18 protein-coding genes are annotated in these 17197 nt (G+C 66.8%); 8 read left to right on the forward strand and 10 right to left on the reverse strand.

Features of this window, described 5'->3' with window-relative positions; genetic code table 11:
- Positions 1-77: 77 nt before the first annotated feature.
- The 3 genes from SCA01S_RS15285 (at position 78) to ribA (ending at position 3060) form a co-directional block, all read left to right on the forward strand.
- Positions 78-740: a LolA family protein gene (locus tag SCA01S_RS15285; RefSeq protein ID WP_022675644.1), complete on the forward strand. Its 663-nt coding sequence runs from the start codon at positions 78-80 to the stop codon at positions 738-740.
- Between the two features lie 455 nt (positions 741-1195).
- Positions 1196-1987: an exodeoxyribonuclease III gene (locus SCA01S_RS15290; RefSeq protein WP_054132378.1), complete on the forward strand. Its 792-nt coding sequence runs from the start codon at positions 1196-1198 to the stop codon at positions 1985-1987.
- On the forward strand, positions 1984-3060 hold the full coding sequence (gene ribA / locus SCA01S_RS15295; RefSeq protein ID WP_062787102.1) for a GTP cyclohydrolase II: 1077 nt from the start codon (positions 1984-1986) through the stop codon (positions 3058-3060). Before SCA01S_RS15290 ends, ribA begins: the two co-directional genes overlap by 4 nt.
- Before the next feature lie 70 nt (positions 3061-3130).
- Here the strand turns inward: ribA and SCA01S_RS15300 are convergent, their stop codons facing one another.
- The 6 genes from SCA01S_RS15300 to SCA01S_RS15325 form a co-directional block, all read right to left on the reverse strand.
- Positions 3131-3430, reverse strand: a complete 300-nt coding sequence (locus SCA01S_RS15300) for a hypothetical protein (protein ID WP_054132376.1) — start codon at positions 3428-3430, stop codon at positions 3131-3133.
- Between the two features lie 69 nt (positions 3431-3499).
- Entirely contained in the window at positions 3500-3859 is a 360-nt protein-coding gene (locus SCA01S_RS15305; protein ID WP_157089004.1) for a hypothetical protein, read from the reverse strand.
- 37 nt (positions 3860-3896) lie between these two features.
- Positions 3897-4892 (reverse strand): right-handed parallel beta-helix repeat-containing protein, encoded by a 996-nt coding sequence (locus SCA01S_RS15310; protein ID WP_245652669.1) that lies wholly within the window; start codon positions 4890-4892, stop codon positions 3897-3899.
- Positions 4893-5016: 124 nt separating this feature from the next.
- A complete protein-coding gene (gene recQ / locus SCA01S_RS15315) occupies positions 5017-6819 on the reverse strand; it encodes a DNA helicase RecQ (RefSeq protein WP_062787107.1) in 1803 nt (600 codons plus the stop codon).
- 72 nt (positions 6820-6891) lie between these two features.
- Positions 6892-7371: a DUF3592 domain-containing protein gene (locus SCA01S_RS15320; RefSeq protein ID WP_062787110.1), complete on the reverse strand. Its 480-nt coding sequence runs from the start codon at positions 7369-7371 to the stop codon at positions 6892-6894.
- A 24-nt stretch (positions 7372-7395) separates the two neighbouring features.
- Positions 7396-8598, reverse strand: a complete 1203-nt coding sequence (locus SCA01S_RS15325) for a cation:proton antiporter (protein ID WP_062787191.1) — start codon at positions 8596-8598, stop codon at positions 7396-7398.
- 124 nt (positions 8599-8722) lie between these two features.
- Here SCA01S_RS15325 and SCA01S_RS15330 point away from each other — a divergent pair, with 124 nt between their 5' ends.
- The 3 genes from SCA01S_RS15330 (at position 8723) to fumC (ending at position 10807) form a co-directional block, all read left to right on the forward strand.
- Entirely contained in the window at positions 8723-9028 is a 306-nt protein-coding gene (locus SCA01S_RS15330; protein ID WP_062787112.1) for a hypothetical protein, read from the forward strand.
- A 92-nt stretch (positions 9029-9120) separates the two neighbouring features.
- A complete protein-coding gene (locus SCA01S_RS15335) occupies positions 9121-9381 on the forward strand; it encodes a hypothetical protein (RefSeq protein ID WP_062787115.1) in 261 nt (86 codons plus the stop codon).
- 46 nt (positions 9382-9427) lie between these two features.
- Entirely contained in the window at positions 9428-10807 is a 1380-nt protein-coding gene (gene fumC / locus SCA01S_RS15340; protein WP_062787118.1) for a class II fumarate hydratase, read from the forward strand.
- 96 nt (positions 10808-10903) lie between these two features.
- Here the strand turns inward: fumC and arfB are convergent, their stop codons facing one another.
- From arfB to pabB, 4 genes are read right to left on the reverse strand one after another with little or no spacing between them, the layout of a single operon-like run.
- Complete coding sequence (arfB, locus tag SCA01S_RS15345; RefSeq protein WP_062787194.1) at positions 10904-11287, reverse strand: alternative ribosome rescue aminoacyl-tRNA hydrolase ArfB; 384 nt, start codon at positions 11285-11287, stop codon at positions 10904-10906.
- 32 nt (positions 11288-11319) lie between these two features.
- A complete protein-coding gene (locus SCA01S_RS15350; protein ID WP_022675180.1) occupies positions 11320-11973 on the reverse strand; it encodes an RluA family pseudouridine synthase in 654 nt (217 codons plus the stop codon).
- A gap of 54 nt (positions 11974-12027) precedes the next feature.
- Entirely contained in the window at positions 12028-13203 is a 1176-nt protein-coding gene (locus tag SCA01S_RS15355) for a pyridoxal phosphate-dependent aminotransferase (RefSeq protein ID WP_062787121.1), read from the reverse strand.
- Positions 13204-13209: 6 nt separating this feature from the next.
- Positions 13210-15051, reverse strand: coding sequence for an aminodeoxychorismate synthase component I (gene pabB / locus SCA01S_RS15360; protein ID WP_062787123.1), 1842 nt, complete (start codon positions 15049-15051; stop codon positions 13210-13212).
- A gap of 106 nt (positions 15052-15157) precedes the next feature.
- On the opposite strand from pabB, the gene SCA01S_RS15365 reads away from it, so the two are divergent.
- Positions 15158-16732, forward strand: coding sequence for a helicase HerA-like domain-containing protein (locus SCA01S_RS15365; protein ID WP_062787125.1), 1575 nt, complete (start codon positions 15158-15160; stop codon positions 16730-16732).
- On the forward strand, positions 16732-17049 hold the full coding sequence (locus SCA01S_RS15370) for a hypothetical protein (protein ID WP_062787128.1): 318 nt from the start codon (positions 16732-16734) through the stop codon (positions 17047-17049). The genes SCA01S_RS15365 and SCA01S_RS15370 overlap by 1 nt, the downstream gene beginning before the upstream one ends.
- Positions 17050-17197 lie beyond the last annotated feature (148 nt).

Genomic DNA, 17197 nt, shown 5'->3' on the forward strand with positions numbered 1-17197 from the left:
GTTTTCGGGCGCTGAACGGGCGATTCGGAACCGAAAGGTTCACGGGCAGTTCAATGCGACTGCCTCAAGGAGTGGCGATGAACAGCTTGACCAAGATCCTGCGCGCCGGGCCGATTGCCGGCCTGGCTGCCGCACTTTTCGTTTCGCCGGGCGTGCCCACCGCGCTGGCCGCCCCCGCTGCGCCGGCAGCAGCCCCTGCCAACGATGTCGACCGCGCTGTTGCCGCACTGCGCGCGATTTCGACGATGCGCGCCGATTTCGTGCAGACCGATCGCAACGGCCAGCGTCTGACCGGCACGGTCACGCTGCAGCGCCCCGGCAAGATCCGCTTTCAGTACCAGCCGGGCGTTCCGCTACTGATCGTATCCGATGGCGCCGCGCTGACCGTGATCGACTATGAAGTGCGGCAGGTGTCGCGCTGGCCGATTCGCAACAGCCCGCTGGGCGCGCTGCTCAACCCGGACAAGGACGTGGCGCGCTATGCCCGCCTGCTGCCCACCACCAACCCCGACGTTGTCAGCCTGGAAATCAAGGATCCGCGCCATCCCGAATATGGCACGATGACCATGATCATGGTTCGCAAGCCCGGCGCGCCGGGCGGGCTGCAGCTCGATAGCTGGGTGGCGCTCGATTCGCAGAACCAGCGCACCACGATTCGCCTGTCGAACCAGCAATATGGCGTGCCGGTCCCGGCCAACACCTTCCGCTTCAACGACCCGCGCCCGCAAATCCGCCATTGATGCACCCGCTGGCCGCAGAGGGTGAACGGTTCATCATCGTTACCAGACCCTCTGCGACACTTTGCGAACAACCAGACCCTTCCGTTCATCGGGCAGCAAGCGGCCCGCCCCTAGAACGGTTTCAGACGAGACGGACAAGACGGGTTTCCCCCCTGTTGCCCGGTCTGACTTCAACCTCTCGTCGACCGCGTGACGAACGCACATGGAACCCTCGGACCATTGCCCCCGGTCCGAGGGTTTTCCTTTTTTGTGGTGTTGCGGGGCGTCCGGGCGGCTGCGAACGGCACCCGGCTGCGCTTCCGGTGCTCACGACCTTTGAAGGTCGCTGCGCGCCGGTTCTCGCCGGGCGCCATTCTCGCTCGCCCGGCCATCCCCGCAACGCCACAAAAAACCCCTTGGACCAGGGGATGTTTATCCGCCTTGCCGGGGTGGGCGGGCGATCGTAAAGCGCTGCCATGGTTTCGATCGCCACCTGGAATATCAATTCCGTCCGCCTGCGCGCCGATCAGGTCGTGCGTTTTCTGGAAGCGGAACAGCCCGATGTGCTGTGCCTGCAAGAGATCAAGGTGGCAGAGCACCTGTTCCCGCACGAGGTGTTCGAAAGCCTGGGCTATACCCATCGCGCGATCCACGGACAGAAGGGCTATCACGGCGTGGCCACGGTCAGCCGCCTGCCGCTGCGCGAGTTCAGCCGGCACGATTGGCAGGACAATGGCGAGGCGCGCCATGTCGGCGTGGAACTGCTCGGCGCGGGCCAGGGCCTGATTCTGGAAAACGTCTATATCCCGGCCGGTGGCGATATCGCCGACCGCGCGCTCAATCCCAAGTTCGGCCAGAAGCTCGATTTCCTGGAGCGGATGACGCGCTGGGCCGACAAGATCGATCGCCCCACGCTGATCGTCGGTGATTTCAACATCGCCCCGCTGCCGCAGGATGTCTACGACCACAAGGCGCTGCTCAAGGTGGTGAGCCACACGCCGATCGAGGTGGAAACGCTGCAGCGCTTTGCCGATGCCCATGGCTGGGTAGACCTGGGCCGCAAGCATATTCCCGCGCCGGAACGCAACTATTCGTGGTGGTCCTATCGCTCCTATTGGCGGCAAAAGGACCAGGGCCGCCGGCTCGACCACATGTGGGCCTCGCCAGACCTGGCGCCGCAATCGCTCTCGCATCGCTTTGTCGAGGAAACCCGGCGCTGGGAGCAGCCTTCCGACCACGTGCCGCTGATCACCGAGTTTGCTCTTTGACCACGCCGGCGGCTGCGACGCGCCGGGTGGCACGGGCGCTTGATGCCCTGCGCCACGGCTGGGCGATCCGCGTAACGGATGCGGCCGGCGCGCTGGATCTGCTGCCGGCCGAAACCGGCTTTGCCCAGCCCGGGCTCTATGCCGCGCAGATGCTGATTTCGGCAGCACGCGCCGCCACGCTCAAGCTGGCGAACCAGCGTCACGCCGCCGTGCCCCATGCGCCGGTGCTGATTCACGCAGCCGAACCGTTCACACTCGCGAACGCACGCGATCTGGCTGATCCGGCGCACGATCTCGCCAGCCCGTTGCGCGGGCCATTTCGCGCCAGCCCGATCGCGTCGCTGGCCGGCGCCGAAGCCGCGATGGAACTGGCGCGGCTCGCCGGCATCCTACCCGCATTCCTGGTCGGCAGCGGGATCGACGTGGCCGAAACCGTGGCCGCGGCCGATCTGGCGCAATTCAAGGACCCGCTCAATCTCACGATCCAGGCGCGCGCGCGCCTGCCGGTCGATGCTTGCGAAGAGGCAGAGATCATCGCCTTTCGCGCCCGTGACGATCTGCGCGAGCATGTCGCCTTGATCGTGGGGCAACAGGACAATGCCGTGCCGCCGCTGGTGCGGCTGCACAGCGAATGCCTGACCGGTGATATCCTTGGCAGTCTGAAATGCGATTGCGGCCCGCAGTTGCAGGCCGCCCTGGCACGGATGGCCGCCGAAACGACGCAGGGTGGCTGGGGCGTGCTGCTCTATCTGCGCCAGGAAGGCCGCGGCATCGGCCTGATCAACAAGCTGCGCGCCTATCAGTTGCAGGACCAGGGCTTTGACACGATCGATGCCAACGAACGCCTGGGCCTGCCTTCTGAAGCACGCGATTTTCCGGTGGCGGCGCGGATGCTGGACCTGATCGGGGCACGGCAGATCCGCCTGATGACCAACAACCCGGCCAAGGTCGCGGCGCTTGAAGCGCTGGGCGTAACCGTGCTGGAACGGGTCGCCCACCAGTTGCCGGCCAACCCGCACAACGCGCGCTATCTCGAAACCAAGCGCGATCGCACCGGGCACTTGCTGAAGTAACGGCTCGGTGGGCTGGGTTTCCACCACCCCCAACCCCCTCCTCGAAAGAAGAGGGGGCTTTTCGTGTTGATCAGAACGCGCGGAACATCACCAGCCCAACGCACAACACAAACACCGCGGTACCGGCAATGCCCTTGGCCAGATCGGCCAGCGTAAAGCGATCGAGGTGATCGGCGCGAAAGCGGGCATAGCCGCGCCCGATCGTGTCGTTACTGGCGATCATCCCCACATCGAGGGCATTGGCCTCGCGCTTGAAGTAGTGGACGAGCATGCCGTGTTCCTCGGGCGTGACATCGGGATAGGCGGCAAGCAGGGCTTCGACATGCGCACGGCGGGCGAGCGCCGTGGCGCTCTGGGTCTGAATGGTCATTTCTCTGGTATCCTGGCAAAAACGGTACAGGCCCGCGCCACCGAGAGCGCAGGGCGATCATGGTTTTTGTCAGGCGTGCGGGGGGGCCCGCGGGGTTCCAGGCGCGCGCAGCGGCGCAGTGGGCAATGGCGGCCCGGTGGCAGGTGGCGTCGCCTGGGCTTGGCGGGCCAGAATCGGCACCACCAGCAGCGGCAGCACCACGGCGATCGCCAGCAGGAGCGGCACGGGTGGCAACGCCACCATGCGTGCCACGGCCACGTGCGGCCGCGCGGGGGCCACGGCCACTTCCACGGTATCGACCGAAAAGGCTGAACCACTGCGCAGCGCAACCGGCGCCGCCCCGGGCGCCAGCGCGCTCAGGGCAATCGTCACGACCAGCAGTGCCGCCCACAGGCGGCCGGCCAGATGAAAGGGCAACCGGTTCAACACGCGGGCAACCTAGGGAACGTGACGCCGCAGGGCAAGGTCAGCGCCGCTCGAACCGGGCGATGCCGGGGCCAAGCGCATTGTTGCCCACGGTGATCCGGTCACCAGACCAGTCTGCCACAAACACTGTCGGGCGCGACAGGCCGGGCACCAGCCGCGCGGTATTGCCGGTAATGGTCAGGCCATCGGCGCTGTGCTCATGGCCTTCGGCGGCATTGGCGATGAAAGTGCTGTAGTTTTCCTTGTCGCGTCCCTGGACGAACCAGTTGCCCGAAATCAGGCCCGTGGCGCCGATCGACAGGTCGATCATGTAGTTGGTGGTGTGCCCGCGGCTATCGTCAAAGCTCGAATCGGTCACTTCGATGCGGCCGGCATGGCTTTTCACGTAATGGCCGCCGGTGCCCTGCTCGAAGCGGCTGCGGCGGATCACGACGCTGGCCTCGTCACCGAAATAGAGCGAATGCGCGCAGGACAGCCCACGATCGCAGCGGCCTAGCCGGGTAAAGGTCGATTGTTCGATCACCACGTGGCCAGCGGGGAAGTTGGCGGAAAGAATGCCTTGCTCGCTATCGCGGAACCAGGCCTCGCGCACGGTCAGGTCACCGCGTTCGAGCCGGATACCCGCGCCATTGGCATCAAACGCACGCATGTTCTGGAACACCAGTCCTTCCACGCGCATCGATTGCCCGCGCATGACGAGCGCGGCCTTTTCCTCGCACACCTTGCCATCGAAGATCGCCTGGCCGGGGACGGCCGCGACATACGTCACATTGCCATGGGGCTGCACGCCGCAATCGTGCCAGGTGCCGGGCGCGATGCGGATGGTGCCGTCGCCCTCGCCCAGCGAATTGATCGCATCCTGCAGATGGTCATACCCCTTGCCGGTTTCGACCACAGTGAATGGAGCGCCACCGGGCGCTGACTGCGCCAGCAGGGCACCAGCAGGAATCGCGGCGAGAACGGCCACGGACAGGAGCATCAGACGCTGCCGCAACGTGCGGTGCCGGCTCAGGCGGGTTTGTATTTCGGTCAGCATGGCGTTCACTCGGCTCCCCACCTATTGCAGGCAGCCTAGCGAAAAATGGTTGACCGTCCATTTAGGTTCCAGCGCCGGCTGTGCCACGCCGGGGCACACCCTGCCATCAGGCCGATGGTCGCAACTAGAGGTGCGCGCGGATCACGGCGAGGAAGCGGTCACCATAGGCATCACGCTTGCGCGTGCCGACGCCGCCGATCGCCGCCATCTCAGCCAGCGACGTGGGCCGTGCCGCCGCCATCTCACGCAGCACTGCATCGTGAAACACCACATAGGGCGGCACATTGGCTTCCTGCGCGATTTCCCGGCGGAGTGCGCGCAGTGCATCGAACAGCGGATCACCCACGGGATTGAGCGCGGCACCACTGCCGGCCTTGCCCCGGCGCCGGCTGCCGCCACGTTCGCGCAGCGGCGGCAGGACGACGTCGACCCGCGCCTGCCCTTTGAGGATTTCACGCGCATCGCCGCCCAGCGCCAGGCCGCCATGTTCGGTCGGCAACAGGCTGCCGCGCGCCTGGAGTGCACGCGCCAGCGCCTTGAGCAAGGGCGCCTGATCGGACGGCACGATGCCGAACACCGAAAGCTGATCGTGGCCGCGCGCGGTCACGCGTTCATCGGCCACGCCGGTAAGCACCTTTTCGAGGTGGCCCAGGCCATAGCTTTGCCCGGTGCGATAGACTGCCGACAGCAGCTTCTGCGCCAGCTCGGTGGCATCGGTCAGCCCTGGCGGATCGAGGCAATTGTCGCAATTGCCGCACGAGGCCGGCGGATCTTCGCCAAAGTGGCGCAGCAGCACGGCGCGGCGGCAGGCCGGGGTTTCGACCAGGCCAGCCAGCGCATCCAGGCGGGTGCGCTCGCCCTGGCGGCGGGTCTCGTCCACTTCAGCCAGGCGCTGGCGCGCGCGCGCGAAATCGTCTGCCCCCCACAGCAGCAGCGCCACCGAGGGATCGCCGTCGCGCCCGGCACGGCCGGTTTCCTGGTAATAGCCCTCGATCGACTTGGGCAGGCCGGCATGGGCGACAAAGCGCACGTCGGGCTTGTCGATGCCCATGCCAAACGCCACCGTTGCCACGATCACCATGTCTTCGCTGGTGACGAAAGCTTCCTGGTTGGCCGCGCGCGTTTCAGCCGGCAGCCCGGCGTGATAGGGCAGCACGCTGCGGCCGGTCTCGCCCAATTGCTCGGCCAGCTTTTCCACCTGTGCGCGGGTGGGCGCATAGACCACACCGGGGCCGGGATTTTCGGCAATGAAGCGGGTCAACTGGCGCAGCGGATTGTCGCGCGGGGCGATGCGATACTGGATGTTGGGGCGATCGAACCCGGCCACGATCAGGCCATCGTGGGGAATGCCCAGCTGTTCGAGGATATCGGCGCGGGTGTGGCGATCGGCCGTGGCCGTCAGCGCCAGCCGCGGCACATCGGGAAACGCGTCCATCATCGGGCGCAGCAGGCGGTAATCGGGGCGGAAATCGTGGCCCCATTCCGAAACGCAGTGCGCCTCGTCGATCGCGAACAGCGCCAGCGGCGCCTTGCCCAGCAGCTCGCGGAAATGCGGCTGGCTGGCGCGTTCCGGCGCGACATAGAGCAGGTCGAGCTCGCCATTGCGGAACCGCTCGATCGTCCATTCGCGGTCGGTATCCACGCTGGTCAGCGCGGCAGCGCGGATGCCGTTGGCCGTGGCCGAGCGCAACTGGTCGTGCATCAGTGCGATCAGCGGCGAAACCACCACGCAGGTGCCCGGCAGCATCACCGCCGGCAATTGATAGGTAAGCGACTTGCCCGCCCCAGTGGGCATGACCGCCAGGGTGGATCGCCCGCCGAGCACGCGGCCCACCACCTGGTCCTGCACCCCGCGAAAGCCGGAAAAGCCAAAAACCTGCGCCAGGCGCTGGCGCGCGGCATCAAGATCGGGCGAAAGATCGGGCATAACGGCAGTCACGCCGCCGCCTATGGCAGATAGGGGCGCACCCGGCTAGCCCAAGCGCCTAACGCAGAAGGGCTAGCCCAGCAGCCCCGCCAGCATCGGCGGCAGGCCGATCGTCCTGATCATCTGCACCACCACGAACAGCAGCACCAGCGAAAGCAGGCCCCAGGCGCCCCATGTGAACGGGCCGAGCACAGTGGCGCGGGTGGGATCGGCCGGATCATACCACACGGTATAGGCGCCCGATGGCTTCCACCCGCGATGGACCCAGCGATGCACCAGCGCGCGCCGCTCGATGCCGTCCTGGTCGCGAAAGCGGATTTCGTCCTCGATGTAGCGGGTATCGTCGCCATCGCGCCAGTTCCACCCGCGCGAGGTGAACATCGTCATCCCCAAAGACCAGAAATCCTCGGACTGCTGGCCCTCGTTGTAATCGCTGCGCCAGACCATTGCCGGCGCGGGGCACCAGGTGCCGAACAGGCACAGCGCCCGCCACACGCAGAATACGAAGAACAGCCAGCACGCCAGTGCCGCCAGGACAAGGAAATCGGCCATGGCTCCTGTCCTAGCGGCAATCCGTCAAGAATTTGCTGCTGCCAGCGCCTTGAGCTTGGGCCGGACGATCGGCATGGTCAGCATCGTGCTCAACACCGCCATCAGCAGCAGCGCGGTGAACGCCTCGGGCGTGATGATCTTCTTGTCGAGCAGGACGTTGACGAAGATGATCATGATCAGCGCCTTGGTCTGGAGCATCCACCCGATCACGCTGGCCTCGCCCTTTTTCCAGCCCAGGATGCGGCCAGCGAGGTGCACGCCGATCAGCTTGCCGGCTACCGAAGCCACCAGCAGCAACACCGCCGCGCCCAGCACGGCCGTCAGGCCCAGCCCGCCGACCTGGCCCCATTGCGTGCGCAGGCCGGTGGACAGGAAGAACACCGGCATCACCGCCAGCAGCAGGAAATGGCGGAACGCGTCGCGCCGCCCCTGCTCGAACCAGCGCGCGTCGAGCACCGCACCGGCCAGGAACGCGCCGACCATGAAATGCAGGCCCGACCAATCGGCGGCAAAACCCACCGCCGCCAGCCAGACCAGTGCGATATGCCAGCGATCATCCTCGCGCACACGCGCCATCAGCCGGCGCAGGCCCCAGGCCGCCACGGCAAACACCACCAGGAACAGGCCCTGGCGCCCGATGCGCTGCCAATCGAGCAGGATAAGCGCCAGCACGCCCCAGATCGCCACATCGTCCATGCTGGCATAGCGCAGCAGGCGCTGGCCCAGCGCCGTGCGGAAGATGCCGAGCTTTTCCATCAGCAGCACCAGAATGGGCAGCGCAGTAACGGCACAGGCCATGCCCATGCCGGCAACGCCCTGCCCCCAGGTGCCCTTGGGGCCAAGCCAGCCCGGCACGGTGAGCAGCGCGGCCGCCGCCACCGCGCCCAGCAGCAGCGGGGTAAGCAGCGCGCAACTGGCGGTGATCAGGGTTTCGCGGGCATTGCCCCAGGCATCGGCCAGATCGAGTTCCACCCCGGCGATGAACACGAACAGGCTGACCGCCCACCAGGCCACGCCGTTGAGCGCGCCGATCACCTGCGGGTTGAACACGAACGCGTAATAGCCGGGATAGAGCGCGCCCAGCACGCCCGGCCCGAGCAGGATGCCGCCGACGATCTGCACCACCACCAGCGGCGCATGATCATCACGGTTGAACACGCGCCAGACCAGCCATGGCACCGCCAGGATGATCGTCAACGCGATCAGGAAGATTTCACTGGTCCCCATGCCGGTGCCCGTGACCGTACCCATGTCCCGCTCCTACCCCCCAAAATGCCCCGGCACACTTGCCGTGGGTCAAGGCGGGCTCCATCTGGCACAGTATCGTGTTGGTGCAAGAGGAGCGACCGCCATGGCGTTTGATCTGCGAAACGCACTGCTGCGCAAGGAGGAATACGAATCCGCACGCCTCACCGCGTTCGAATTTGCCGAAACGGTGCGCGCGCTCAAGGCGATAGCGGCCGACCGCGCGCTGCATCCGCGCCCTTTGCTTGACGCCATGGTCGAGCAGGGTCTTGCCAGCGCACTAACCATGATCGCGCGGCAGGCGGGGCAGAGCGCCGACGCGGTGGAGGGCGCATTCCTGCGGGCCAGGGCCAGGGCACGCGCAGACCTGATCGCGCTCCATGGCGATCCCTCGCCCGTGCGGCTGGGTTAAGCCCCTCCGCATTATGCCTATGCCCTCCCTTAAAGCCCTGCCCGTCCGGCAACTGCTAGCCTCTGTCCGGCAACAACGGCAGGAGCAACGGCATGGATATGCACCACAGCTTTTCCCCTTCGGCGGAATGGCGCGCGGCACGCGAGAGCGAACTGGAATTCATCGAGATGGCCCGCGCGATCCGCGATCTGGCGCGCGAGTTGGGCGTTGCGCCCGACCAGGCGGTGGATCGCCTGGCCGAGCGCGGCCTGCCTGCCGCACTGTCCCTTCTGGCCGAACAGGCCGGCCCCACGGTCGAAGCCCGCTTTCTTCAGCGCCGCGCGCAGGCCGCAACAACGCACCGCCCACTTTGACACCGCCGGGGTCCACGCCGCCCCGGCGCCGCGAAAGGACCCCGGCATGACCACCCGCATCGAAAGCGACAGCATCGGCACGATCCCGGTGCCCAATACCGCCTATTGGGGCGCGCAGACCCAGCGCTCGATCGAGAATTTCCCGTTCGGCGCGGGCGAGCGCATGCCGATCGGCATCGTCCACGCCCTGGCCCTGGTCAAGCAGGCTGCCGCCCGCGTCAACCGCGCCCATGGGCTCGATGGCAGGCTGGCCGATGCCATCGAAAAGGCCGCCGCCGAAGTGGTGGCCGGGCATCACGATGACCAGTTCCCGCTGGTGATCTGGCAGACCGGCAGTGGCACGCAGAGCAATATGAACGTCAACGAGGTGATCGCCGGCCGCGCCAACGAGGAACTGGCCGGCACGCGCGGCGGCAAGAGCCCGGTGCACCCCAACGACCATGTGAACCGCGGGCAATCGTCGAACGACAGCTTTCCCACCGCGCTACACGTGGCAGCGGTGGTTGCGCTCAACCGTGACCTGCTGCCCGCACTCGACCTGCTGACCGGATCGCTCGACACGGCAGCGCGCGAATGGGCCGGGATCGTCAAGATCGGGCGCACCCATCTGCAGGATGCCACGCCGCTGACGCTGGGGCAGGAATTTTCCGGCTATGTCCAGCAATTGCGCGATGCCCATCAGCGCTTGCGCCATGCCGAGGAGCACCTGCTGCGCCTCGCCCAGGGCGGCACGGCGGTGGGCACCGGGCTCAACGCGCCAGAGGGCTTTGCCGAGGCAATGGCCGCACAGTTGGCCGACCTTACCGGCCATGCCTTCGTCCCGGCGCCGAATCGGTTCGAAGCGTTGGCGAGCAATGATGCCCTGGTGCAGTTTTCTGCTACCCTGGCGACGCTCGCCGTGGCGCTGACCAAGATCGCCAACGATATCCGCCTCCTGGGATCAGGTCCACGGTCTGGGCTGGGCGAGCTTGACCTGCCGGCCAACGAACCGGGCAGTTCGATTATGCCGGGCAAGGTCAATCCCACGCAGTGCGAGATGCTGACCATGGTGGCCGCGCAAGTGATCGGCAACCACCAGGCGGTGACGCTGGGCGGCCTGCAGGGGCATCTGGAACTCAACGTGTTCAAGCCGATGATCGGCGCGGCGGTGCTGCGCTCGGTTCACCTCTTGGCCGTGGGCATGGAAAGCTTTGCCGTGCGCTGTGTCGACGGGATCGAGCCCAACACGCGCCGCATTGCCGAACTGGTCGATCGCTCGCTGATGCTGGTAACGGCGCTGGCGCCCGAAATCGGCTATGACAATGCCGCCAAGATCGCCAAGCACGCCCATGCCGCCGGCATGACGCTGCGCGAGGCCGGGCTGGCGCTGGGCTTGGTGGATGAAGCCACGTTCGACCGCCTGGTCCGGCCGCAGGACATGGTGTGAGGGATTTGCCCCTCCGTCAGGCCTGTGGCCTGCCACCTCCCCGCCACGCGGGGAGGATCTTGTGTTCGGCACGCCATCGCGCGCAGGCTTTTGTATTCAATCCAGCCGGACTTTGCCGCGGCCGGCCTTGACCGCGCCACGGATCTTCTTGCCTTGCAGGCGCTGCACCTTGCCTACGCGATTGAGGCGCGACTTGGCGCGCTTTTCCGGCAGCTTGCACGCGTCGCGCAGCAGGTCGGCCAGCCGGGTGCGGGCGTCTTCGCGGTTGGCTTCCTGCGTGCGAAAGCGGCGCGCGGTCAGCACGATCTCGCCGCCAGCGGTAAACTTGCTGCCGGCCAGTTCCTTGAGCCGGTGAAACACCGGCGGGGCCAGGCGCAAGGCGAACACGTTGATGCGCAGTTGCACCGCGGTGGCCACCTTGTTGACATTCTGCCCGCCCGGCCCGGCAGCGGCGATGAAGCTTTCCTCCACAAGGCCCATGGCACGGGCCACGATCGCCTCGGGAGTGTCGGTCACAGCGTAAAGCCCAAGCCCGCAATATCGGCCGGGATCGGCGCTTCGGCCACGATGGCCTCCTTGCCTTCACGCGGCATGACCAGGCGCGTAGCGTGCAGCAGGGTTCGGGCCGCGCCCTTGCCATCGCCATAGACCGGATCACCCAGCAGCGGGGCACCCAGGCCCGTCAGCGCATGAACGCGGACCTGGTGGGTGCGGCCGGTTTCGAGGCGAAACTCCACCAGGGTGCGGCCCGGCAGCCGGGCCAGCACGCGCCAGTGGGTGACGGCGGGCTTGCCCTTCTTGGCCGCGATCATGCGCCAGCCGGCAGCAGCGCTGGAAATCTTGGACAGATTGAGCGCGATAGTGCCCGCCGTTCCTTCGACATCGCCGGCCACCACGCCCCAATAGACCTTTTCCACCTGGCGCGCTTCGAACGCGGCGGAAAAGCGCTTGAGCGCCTTGGGATTGCGCGCGAGCAGCAGGCAGCCCGAGGTGTCGCGGTCGAGCCGGTGGACCGGCGCGGGCAGGCGCTGGAAGCCCAGCTTCAATTCATCGAGGCGGTCTTCCAGCGAGATGCCGCCGGCACGCGGCCGGTCGAGCGGCAGGCCGGCCGGCTTGTCGATGACCAGCGCTTCGCCGTCTTCGAACAGGATGGGGATTTCGATCATGCCCACCCCTTGCGCGCGAAATCGCCGGCGGGCAAGCGCGGCGGGCGTAAATCCTCAGGCCAGCGCCGCCGCGATGCGCCGCAGCGCCTCATCCAGCACGGCATCATCGGCGGCAAACGAGATGCGGAAGCCCTGCGCGCCGCCAAAGGCCGAGGCCGCCACGACCGCCACGCCATGTTCCAGCAGATGCAGGGCCAGCGCCTCGTCATCACCAAAGCGCTCCATCAAGGGCGCGGCATCGATCATGCAGTAGAACGCGCCATCGGGCACGGGCGTGGATAGGCCCGGAATGGCGTTGATCGCGGCGACGACCTTGTCGCGCCGGGCGCGGAAACGCTCGCGCCAATCGGCCAGAAATTCTTGCGGGCCGGCCAATGCCGCCGTGGCAGCAGCCTGGGCGATAGAGCAGGGATTGCCCGAATTGTGCGACTGCAGCTTGGCCATGGCCTTGATCAGCCATTCCGGCCCGGCCGAAACCCCGATGCGAAAGCCGGTCATCGCATGGCTTTTCGACACACCCGACACCGTCAACACCCGGTCGGCGAGATCGGGGCATTCCACCGCCAGCGTGGCATGCACGCCGCCGCCATAGCGCAGCGGGGCATAGATATCGTCAGACAGCACCAGCACGCGCGGGAAACGGCGCAGCACCGCGCCCAGCGCGCGCAGTTCCGCGGCCGGATAGGTGGCGCCAGTGGGATTGCCCGGGCTGTTGAGCAGCAGCCAGCGTGTGGCGGGCGTGATCGCGCTGGCGAGTTGGTCGGGCGTGATGCGAAACCCGCCGCTGGCCTGCGTGGGCAGATCGACCACGCTGGCCCCGGCAAAGCGCACGATTTCGGGATAGCTGACCCACCAGGGCGAGGGAATCAGCACCTCGTCACCCGGATCAAGCGTGGCGAGCAGCGCCTCGAAGATCGCCTGCTTGCCTCCGGCCGTCACGATCACCTGGCTGGGCGGCACGGCAAGGCCGAGGTCGCGCTGGAAATGGAGGGCGGCTGCTTCACGCAAAGCCAGCGTGCCAGGCACGGCGGTATAGCGCGTCTGCCCGCCATCAAGCGCGGCCTTGGCCGCCGCGATCACGTGGGGCGGCGTTGGGAAATCGGGTTCCCCCACCGACAGCGAAATGATGTCGCGCCCGGCGGCGCGCAGTTCGATCGCGCGGTCGGTCATGGCATTGGTGCGCGAGGGTGCGATGCGGCCCAGCGCGGCGCTGGTAGCGTGGTTGTCCATGATGGCTCAGCCCTGCCCCAAAAGGCGCGCTGGCATCAGGCCACGCAGCGCATTGCCCAGGAAAAAGCCCTGCGCCAGGTCTTCCAGGCGAACCTCGCCCTCCACGGCGCGGCCTTCTTCCAGCAGTTGCGCGCGCAGCACGCCAGGCAGCAGGCCCAGATCGGCCGGCGGGGTGACGAGCACGCCATCGCGCTCCACGAACACGGAGGTAAAGCAGCCTTCGGTGATCAAGCCGTCGTCGCGGCGCAGCAGGGCTTCCTGCGCGCCAACACCACGCGCCGCCTTGAGGCCGGCCTCGTAAAAGCCGCGATCGGTAGTCTTGTGGCGCAGGCGCCAATCGCCGGTGCTGACCGGCAGGGGCAGCACGGCGCAGGTAACCGGCCCAGCAAAGGCAGGCGGCAGCGGCGCTGCCTCCAGCGCATGGGCGCCGCTGCGCGCCACCACCAGGCGGACCTTGGCCGGGGCATCGAGATCGAAGCACAGCGCGTGGATGGCGTTGCGCAAGGCATGGCGATCGAACGCAAAGCCCAGCGCCTGCGCACTTTGCTTCATCCGCTCGAGATGCCGCTCCAGCAGCGGGATCCCCGCCGTCGGATCAAAGGCCATGGTCTCGATCAGATCGGCACTGCCGGCGTTCAGGCGCAAGAAATTCCCCTTTACCACGCATTCGCGCCATTCGCCCATCATGACGGAATCCGCGACCACGGCCGAGCCAACCCCCATGGTCGCCCGTCCGCCGGCCGCGCCGGGATGGTCTGGCACCAGGCGCACGGTGCGGATTGCCACATTGAACGCCGCGCTGCCAGCCCCCGGCGCATCGCGGCTGGCCGGTGTCGCCGGATCGGGCACATCGACATAGCCGATCGATCCGCAATAGAGCCCGCGCGCATCGCGTTCGGCCATGTCGATCCATTCCATCGCGCGAATCTTGGGCGCGCCGGTGATCGATCCGCAGGGAAAGATGGCGCGCAGCACATCGGCCACGGCCACATCGGGCTGTATCTGCGCGGTCACTGTGGTGACCATCTGGTGCACGGTGGGATAGCTTTCCACGGCAAAGGCATCGCGCACCTTGACCGTGCCGGGCACGGCCACGCGCGACAGATCGTTGCGCATCAGGTCAACGATCATCAGGTTTTCAGCGCGATCCTTGGGATTGGCAGCGAGCGCGGCCTTGAGCGCGGCATCTTCCTGCGGAGTGGCGCCGCGCGGCGCCGTGCCTTTCATCGGGCGCACGGTCACACGATCGCCGCGCCATTCGAAAAACAGCTCGGGCGAGACCGAGAGATGCCAGTGCGATCCATCCCACAAGACGGCGCCATGCCCGGCCAGCGCATCACCACGCAGCGCGGCATAGATCGCCAGCGGATCACCCTGCCAGGAACCGGCCAGCTGGAACGTCAGGTTGGCCTGATAGATATCGCCGCTGCGGATCGCTTCCTGCACCTGGGCAAAAGCGCGGGCATAGCCGCCGGTTGAATGCGTCGGGCCTAGCGGACCCAGCCGGCCGCCGCTGCCCTGCCCGGCGCTTTCGCGCGCCAGCCAGGCTGCCACGTCTGCGCTGGCCATCGGCGTCATCTGCGCAAAGCGGGCAAACCACACCAGCGGCCCGGCACTGCCGCTGCGCGCCGCCGCGCGCGGCAGCAGCCGCTCTTCCAGCGCCAGCCCGGCTTCGTAGGCCAGTGCGCCAGCCCACCATCCCGGCGTATCGCCGATCCGTGCCAGGGCCGCGTCCACCTCTTCCGGCCGGCGCGCCACCACGATCTCCAGCGGCGCTTCATAGAGGCGGGCCGAGCCGTGATCGCCTTGGCGGGCATCATCGAGCAAAAGAAAGGGGGCGCGTGTCATTACCCCACGCGCATAGCGACAAGCCGATGCGGATGCAAAAAGCCCTCGCGGGCAATCGCGGCTCATCCTACACAGCAAAGCAACAAATCGAGAGAGAGTGCGGCGGATGGACGAGATTTTCCTGGGCCTGGGCGCGAAGGGCGAACGCGAAGTGCTGTTGCTGGGCCGGGCCAACCGCCATGGCCTGGTCGCCGGGGCGACCGGCACCGGCAAGACCGTGACCTTGCAAGGCATGGCCGAACAGTTCAGCCGCGCCGGGGTGCCGGTGTTCCTGGCCGACGTGAAAGGCGATCTTTCCGGCATTGCCATGCCTGGCAACCCCACGTTCAAGCACGCCGCCTCGCTGGAACAGCGCGCCAAGGACCTGGGCATTGCCGACTATGCCTATGCCGATAACCCGGCCGTGTTCTGGGATCTGTATGGCGAGCAGGGCCACCCCATCCGCACGACGATTTCCGAAATGGGCCCGCTGCTGCTTGCCCGGTTGATGGGCCTGAATGAAACCCAGGAAGGCGTGCTGACCATCGCCTTTCGCTATGCCGACGACAACGGCCTGCTGCTGGTGGACCTGGCCGACCTGCAGGCCGTGCTGGCCGCCTGCGCCGAAAACGCCGGGGCGCTCGCCACCAAGTATGGCAACGTGACCAAGGCCAGCGTCGGCGCGATCCAGCGCCAGCTGCTCGGCCTGGAAAGCCAGGGTGCCGATCGCTTCTTTGGCGAACCGGCCTTTGAAATCCACGATTTCCTGCAGGTGGACGAACAGGGCCGCGGCATGGTCAACGTGCTGGCCGCCGACAAGCTGATGCAGAGCCCCAAGCTCTATGCCACGTTCCTGCTGTGGCTGCTGTCGGAACTGTTCGAGGCGCTGCCCGAAGTGGGCGACCCGGAAAAGCCGTGCCTGGTGTTCTTCTTCGATGAAGCCCACCTCTTGTTCGACGATGCACCCGATGCGTTGATGGACAAGGTGGAGCAGGTCGTCCGCCTCGTCCGCTCCAAGGGCGTGGGGGTCTATTTCGTCACCCAAAACCCGATCGATATTCCCGAGAAGGTGGCAGGCCAGCTGGGCAACCGTGTGCAGCATGCCCTGCGCGCGTTCACCCCGCGCGATCAGAAGGCGATTCGCGCCGCGGCTGAAACCTTTCGCATCAACCCCGATCTCGATGTGGGCCAAGCGATTACCGAGCTCAAAGTGGGCGAAGCGCTGGTCTCGATGCTCGACGCCGATGGCGCGCCGGGCATGGTCGCACGCACCCTGATCGCGCCGCCGCGCTCGCGCCTGGGGCCGGTCAGCCCGGCCGAGCGTGCTGCCATCCAGTCCGCCAGCCCGTTTGGCGGCAAGTACGATACCGCCGTCAACCGCGAGAGCGCGGCCGAAGTGCTGGCACAAAAGGCGGCAGACGCCGCTGCTGCGGCGCAGACCGTGCAGGAACAGGGCGCAGACGCCCAGCGTGCCCAGCCGCGCCAGTCCCCCACACTGTGGGGCCGCGCTGGCAAGGCCGCGATGGGCGCCGTCGCCTCATCGGCCGGAGCGATGGTCGCCGCCCAGATCGCCGGCAAGAAATCCCGCGCGGCGCCCGTCGCCAGCGGAGTAACGGCAATGGTCGGCTCGATCGCGACGAGCCTGGGCGGCGAAGCCCTGGGCCGCTTCGCGCGCGGGCTGTTGGGTGGGTTGTTGCGGTAATGCTCCACGACGACATGCAAGGACATGATGCTTTGCTGGACGGGCTGGATTTTGACCCCGTCAAAGGGGTCGTGTCACTCCGACTCCAGGCCTACCCGAAACCTGACGCGAGCACGCGAACCGCGATCGTCGTCTTGTTTGAAGGCGTCACAGCCGTCGCCATGCATGCTGATGTCGCCTCGCTTGCCGGCAATCGGTTCGCAGGGAATGTCAGCTACTGGCATATGGCCGATAGCCGCGGAACGTCATACATTTACCTGACCGAGGGATATATCGCGATCACGGCAGAGGGTGTGCCGAAGGTGGTTCAGTCTTGATGCCAGGTAGCAGGTAGCGCCGTGTGCATTGTTGCGCACAGCGAACCCACTTTCCTTCGCCACCCCCAGACTTGATCCGGGGTCCAGTCCGGGGGGACGATGCGTTTTTGCGCGCCGGTCGATTAAGACACCATCAGTCAATGGGCTG

The organism is Novosphingobium capsulatum NBRC 12533, assembly GCF_001598375.1.
In the GTDB taxonomy this organism is placed as follows: Bacteria; Pseudomonadota; Alphaproteobacteria; order Sphingomonadales; family Sphingomonadaceae; genus Novosphingobium; species Novosphingobium capsulatum.

Excerpts from the sequence above, each read along its gene's own strand:
- SCA01S_RS15285 (WP_022675644.1), top strand. The coding sequence starts at position 78 with ATGAACAGCTTGACCAAGATCCTGCGCGCCGGGCCGATTGCCGGCCTG.
- SCA01S_RS15290 (WP_054132378.1), top strand. The coding sequence starts at position 1,196 with ATGGTTTCGATCGCCACCTGGAATATCAATTCCGTCCGCCTGCGCGCC.
- SCA01S_RS15300 (WP_054132376.1), bottom strand. The coding sequence starts at position 3,430 with ATGACCATTCAGACCCAGAGCGCCACGGCGCTCGCCCGCCGTGCGCAT.
- SCA01S_RS15310 (WP_245652669.1), bottom strand. The coding sequence starts at position 4,892 with ATGCTGACCGAAATACAAACCCGCCTGAGCCGGCACCGCACGTTGCGG.
- recQ (WP_062787107.1), bottom strand. The coding sequence starts at position 6,819 with ATGCCCGATCTTTCGCCCGATCTTGATGCCGCGCGCCAGCGCCTGGCG.
- SCA01S_RS15320 (WP_062787110.1), bottom strand. The coding sequence starts at position 7,371 with ATGGCCGATTTCCTTGTCCTGGCGGCACTGGCGTGCTGGCTGTTCTTC.
- SCA01S_RS15325 (WP_062787191.1), bottom strand. The coding sequence starts at position 8,598 with ATGGGGACCAGTGAAATCTTCCTGATCGCGTTGACGATCATCCTGGCG.
- SCA01S_RS15330 (WP_062787112.1), top strand. The coding sequence starts at position 8,723 with ATGGCGTTTGATCTGCGAAACGCACTGCTGCGCAAGGAGGAATACGAA.
- SCA01S_RS15335 (WP_062787115.1), top strand. The coding sequence starts at position 9,121 with ATGGATATGCACCACAGCTTTTCCCCTTCGGCGGAATGGCGCGCGGCA.
- fumC (WP_062787118.1), top strand. The coding sequence starts at position 9,428 with ATGACCACCCGCATCGAAAGCGACAGCATCGGCACGATCCCGGTGCCC.
- arfB (WP_062787194.1), bottom strand. The coding sequence starts at position 11,287 with ATGGGCCTTGTGGAGGAAAGCTTCATCGCCGCTGCCGGGCCGGGCGGG.
- SCA01S_RS15350 (WP_022675180.1), bottom strand. The coding sequence starts at position 11,973 with ATGATCGAAATCCCCATCCTGTTCGAAGACGGCGAAGCGCTGGTCATC.
- SCA01S_RS15355 (WP_062787121.1), bottom strand. The coding sequence starts at position 13,203 with ATGGACAACCACGCTACCAGCGCCGCGCTGGGCCGCATCGCACCCTCG.
- pabB (WP_062787123.1), bottom strand. The coding sequence starts at position 15,051 with ATGACACGCGCCCCCTTTCTTTTGCTCGATGATGCCCGCCAAGGCGAT.
- SCA01S_RS15365 (WP_062787125.1), top strand. The coding sequence starts at position 15,158 with ATGGACGAGATTTTCCTGGGCCTGGGCGCGAAGGGCGAACGCGAAGTG.
- SCA01S_RS15370 (WP_062787128.1), top strand. The coding sequence starts at position 16,732 with ATGCTCCACGACGACATGCAAGGACATGATGCTTTGCTGGACGGGCTG.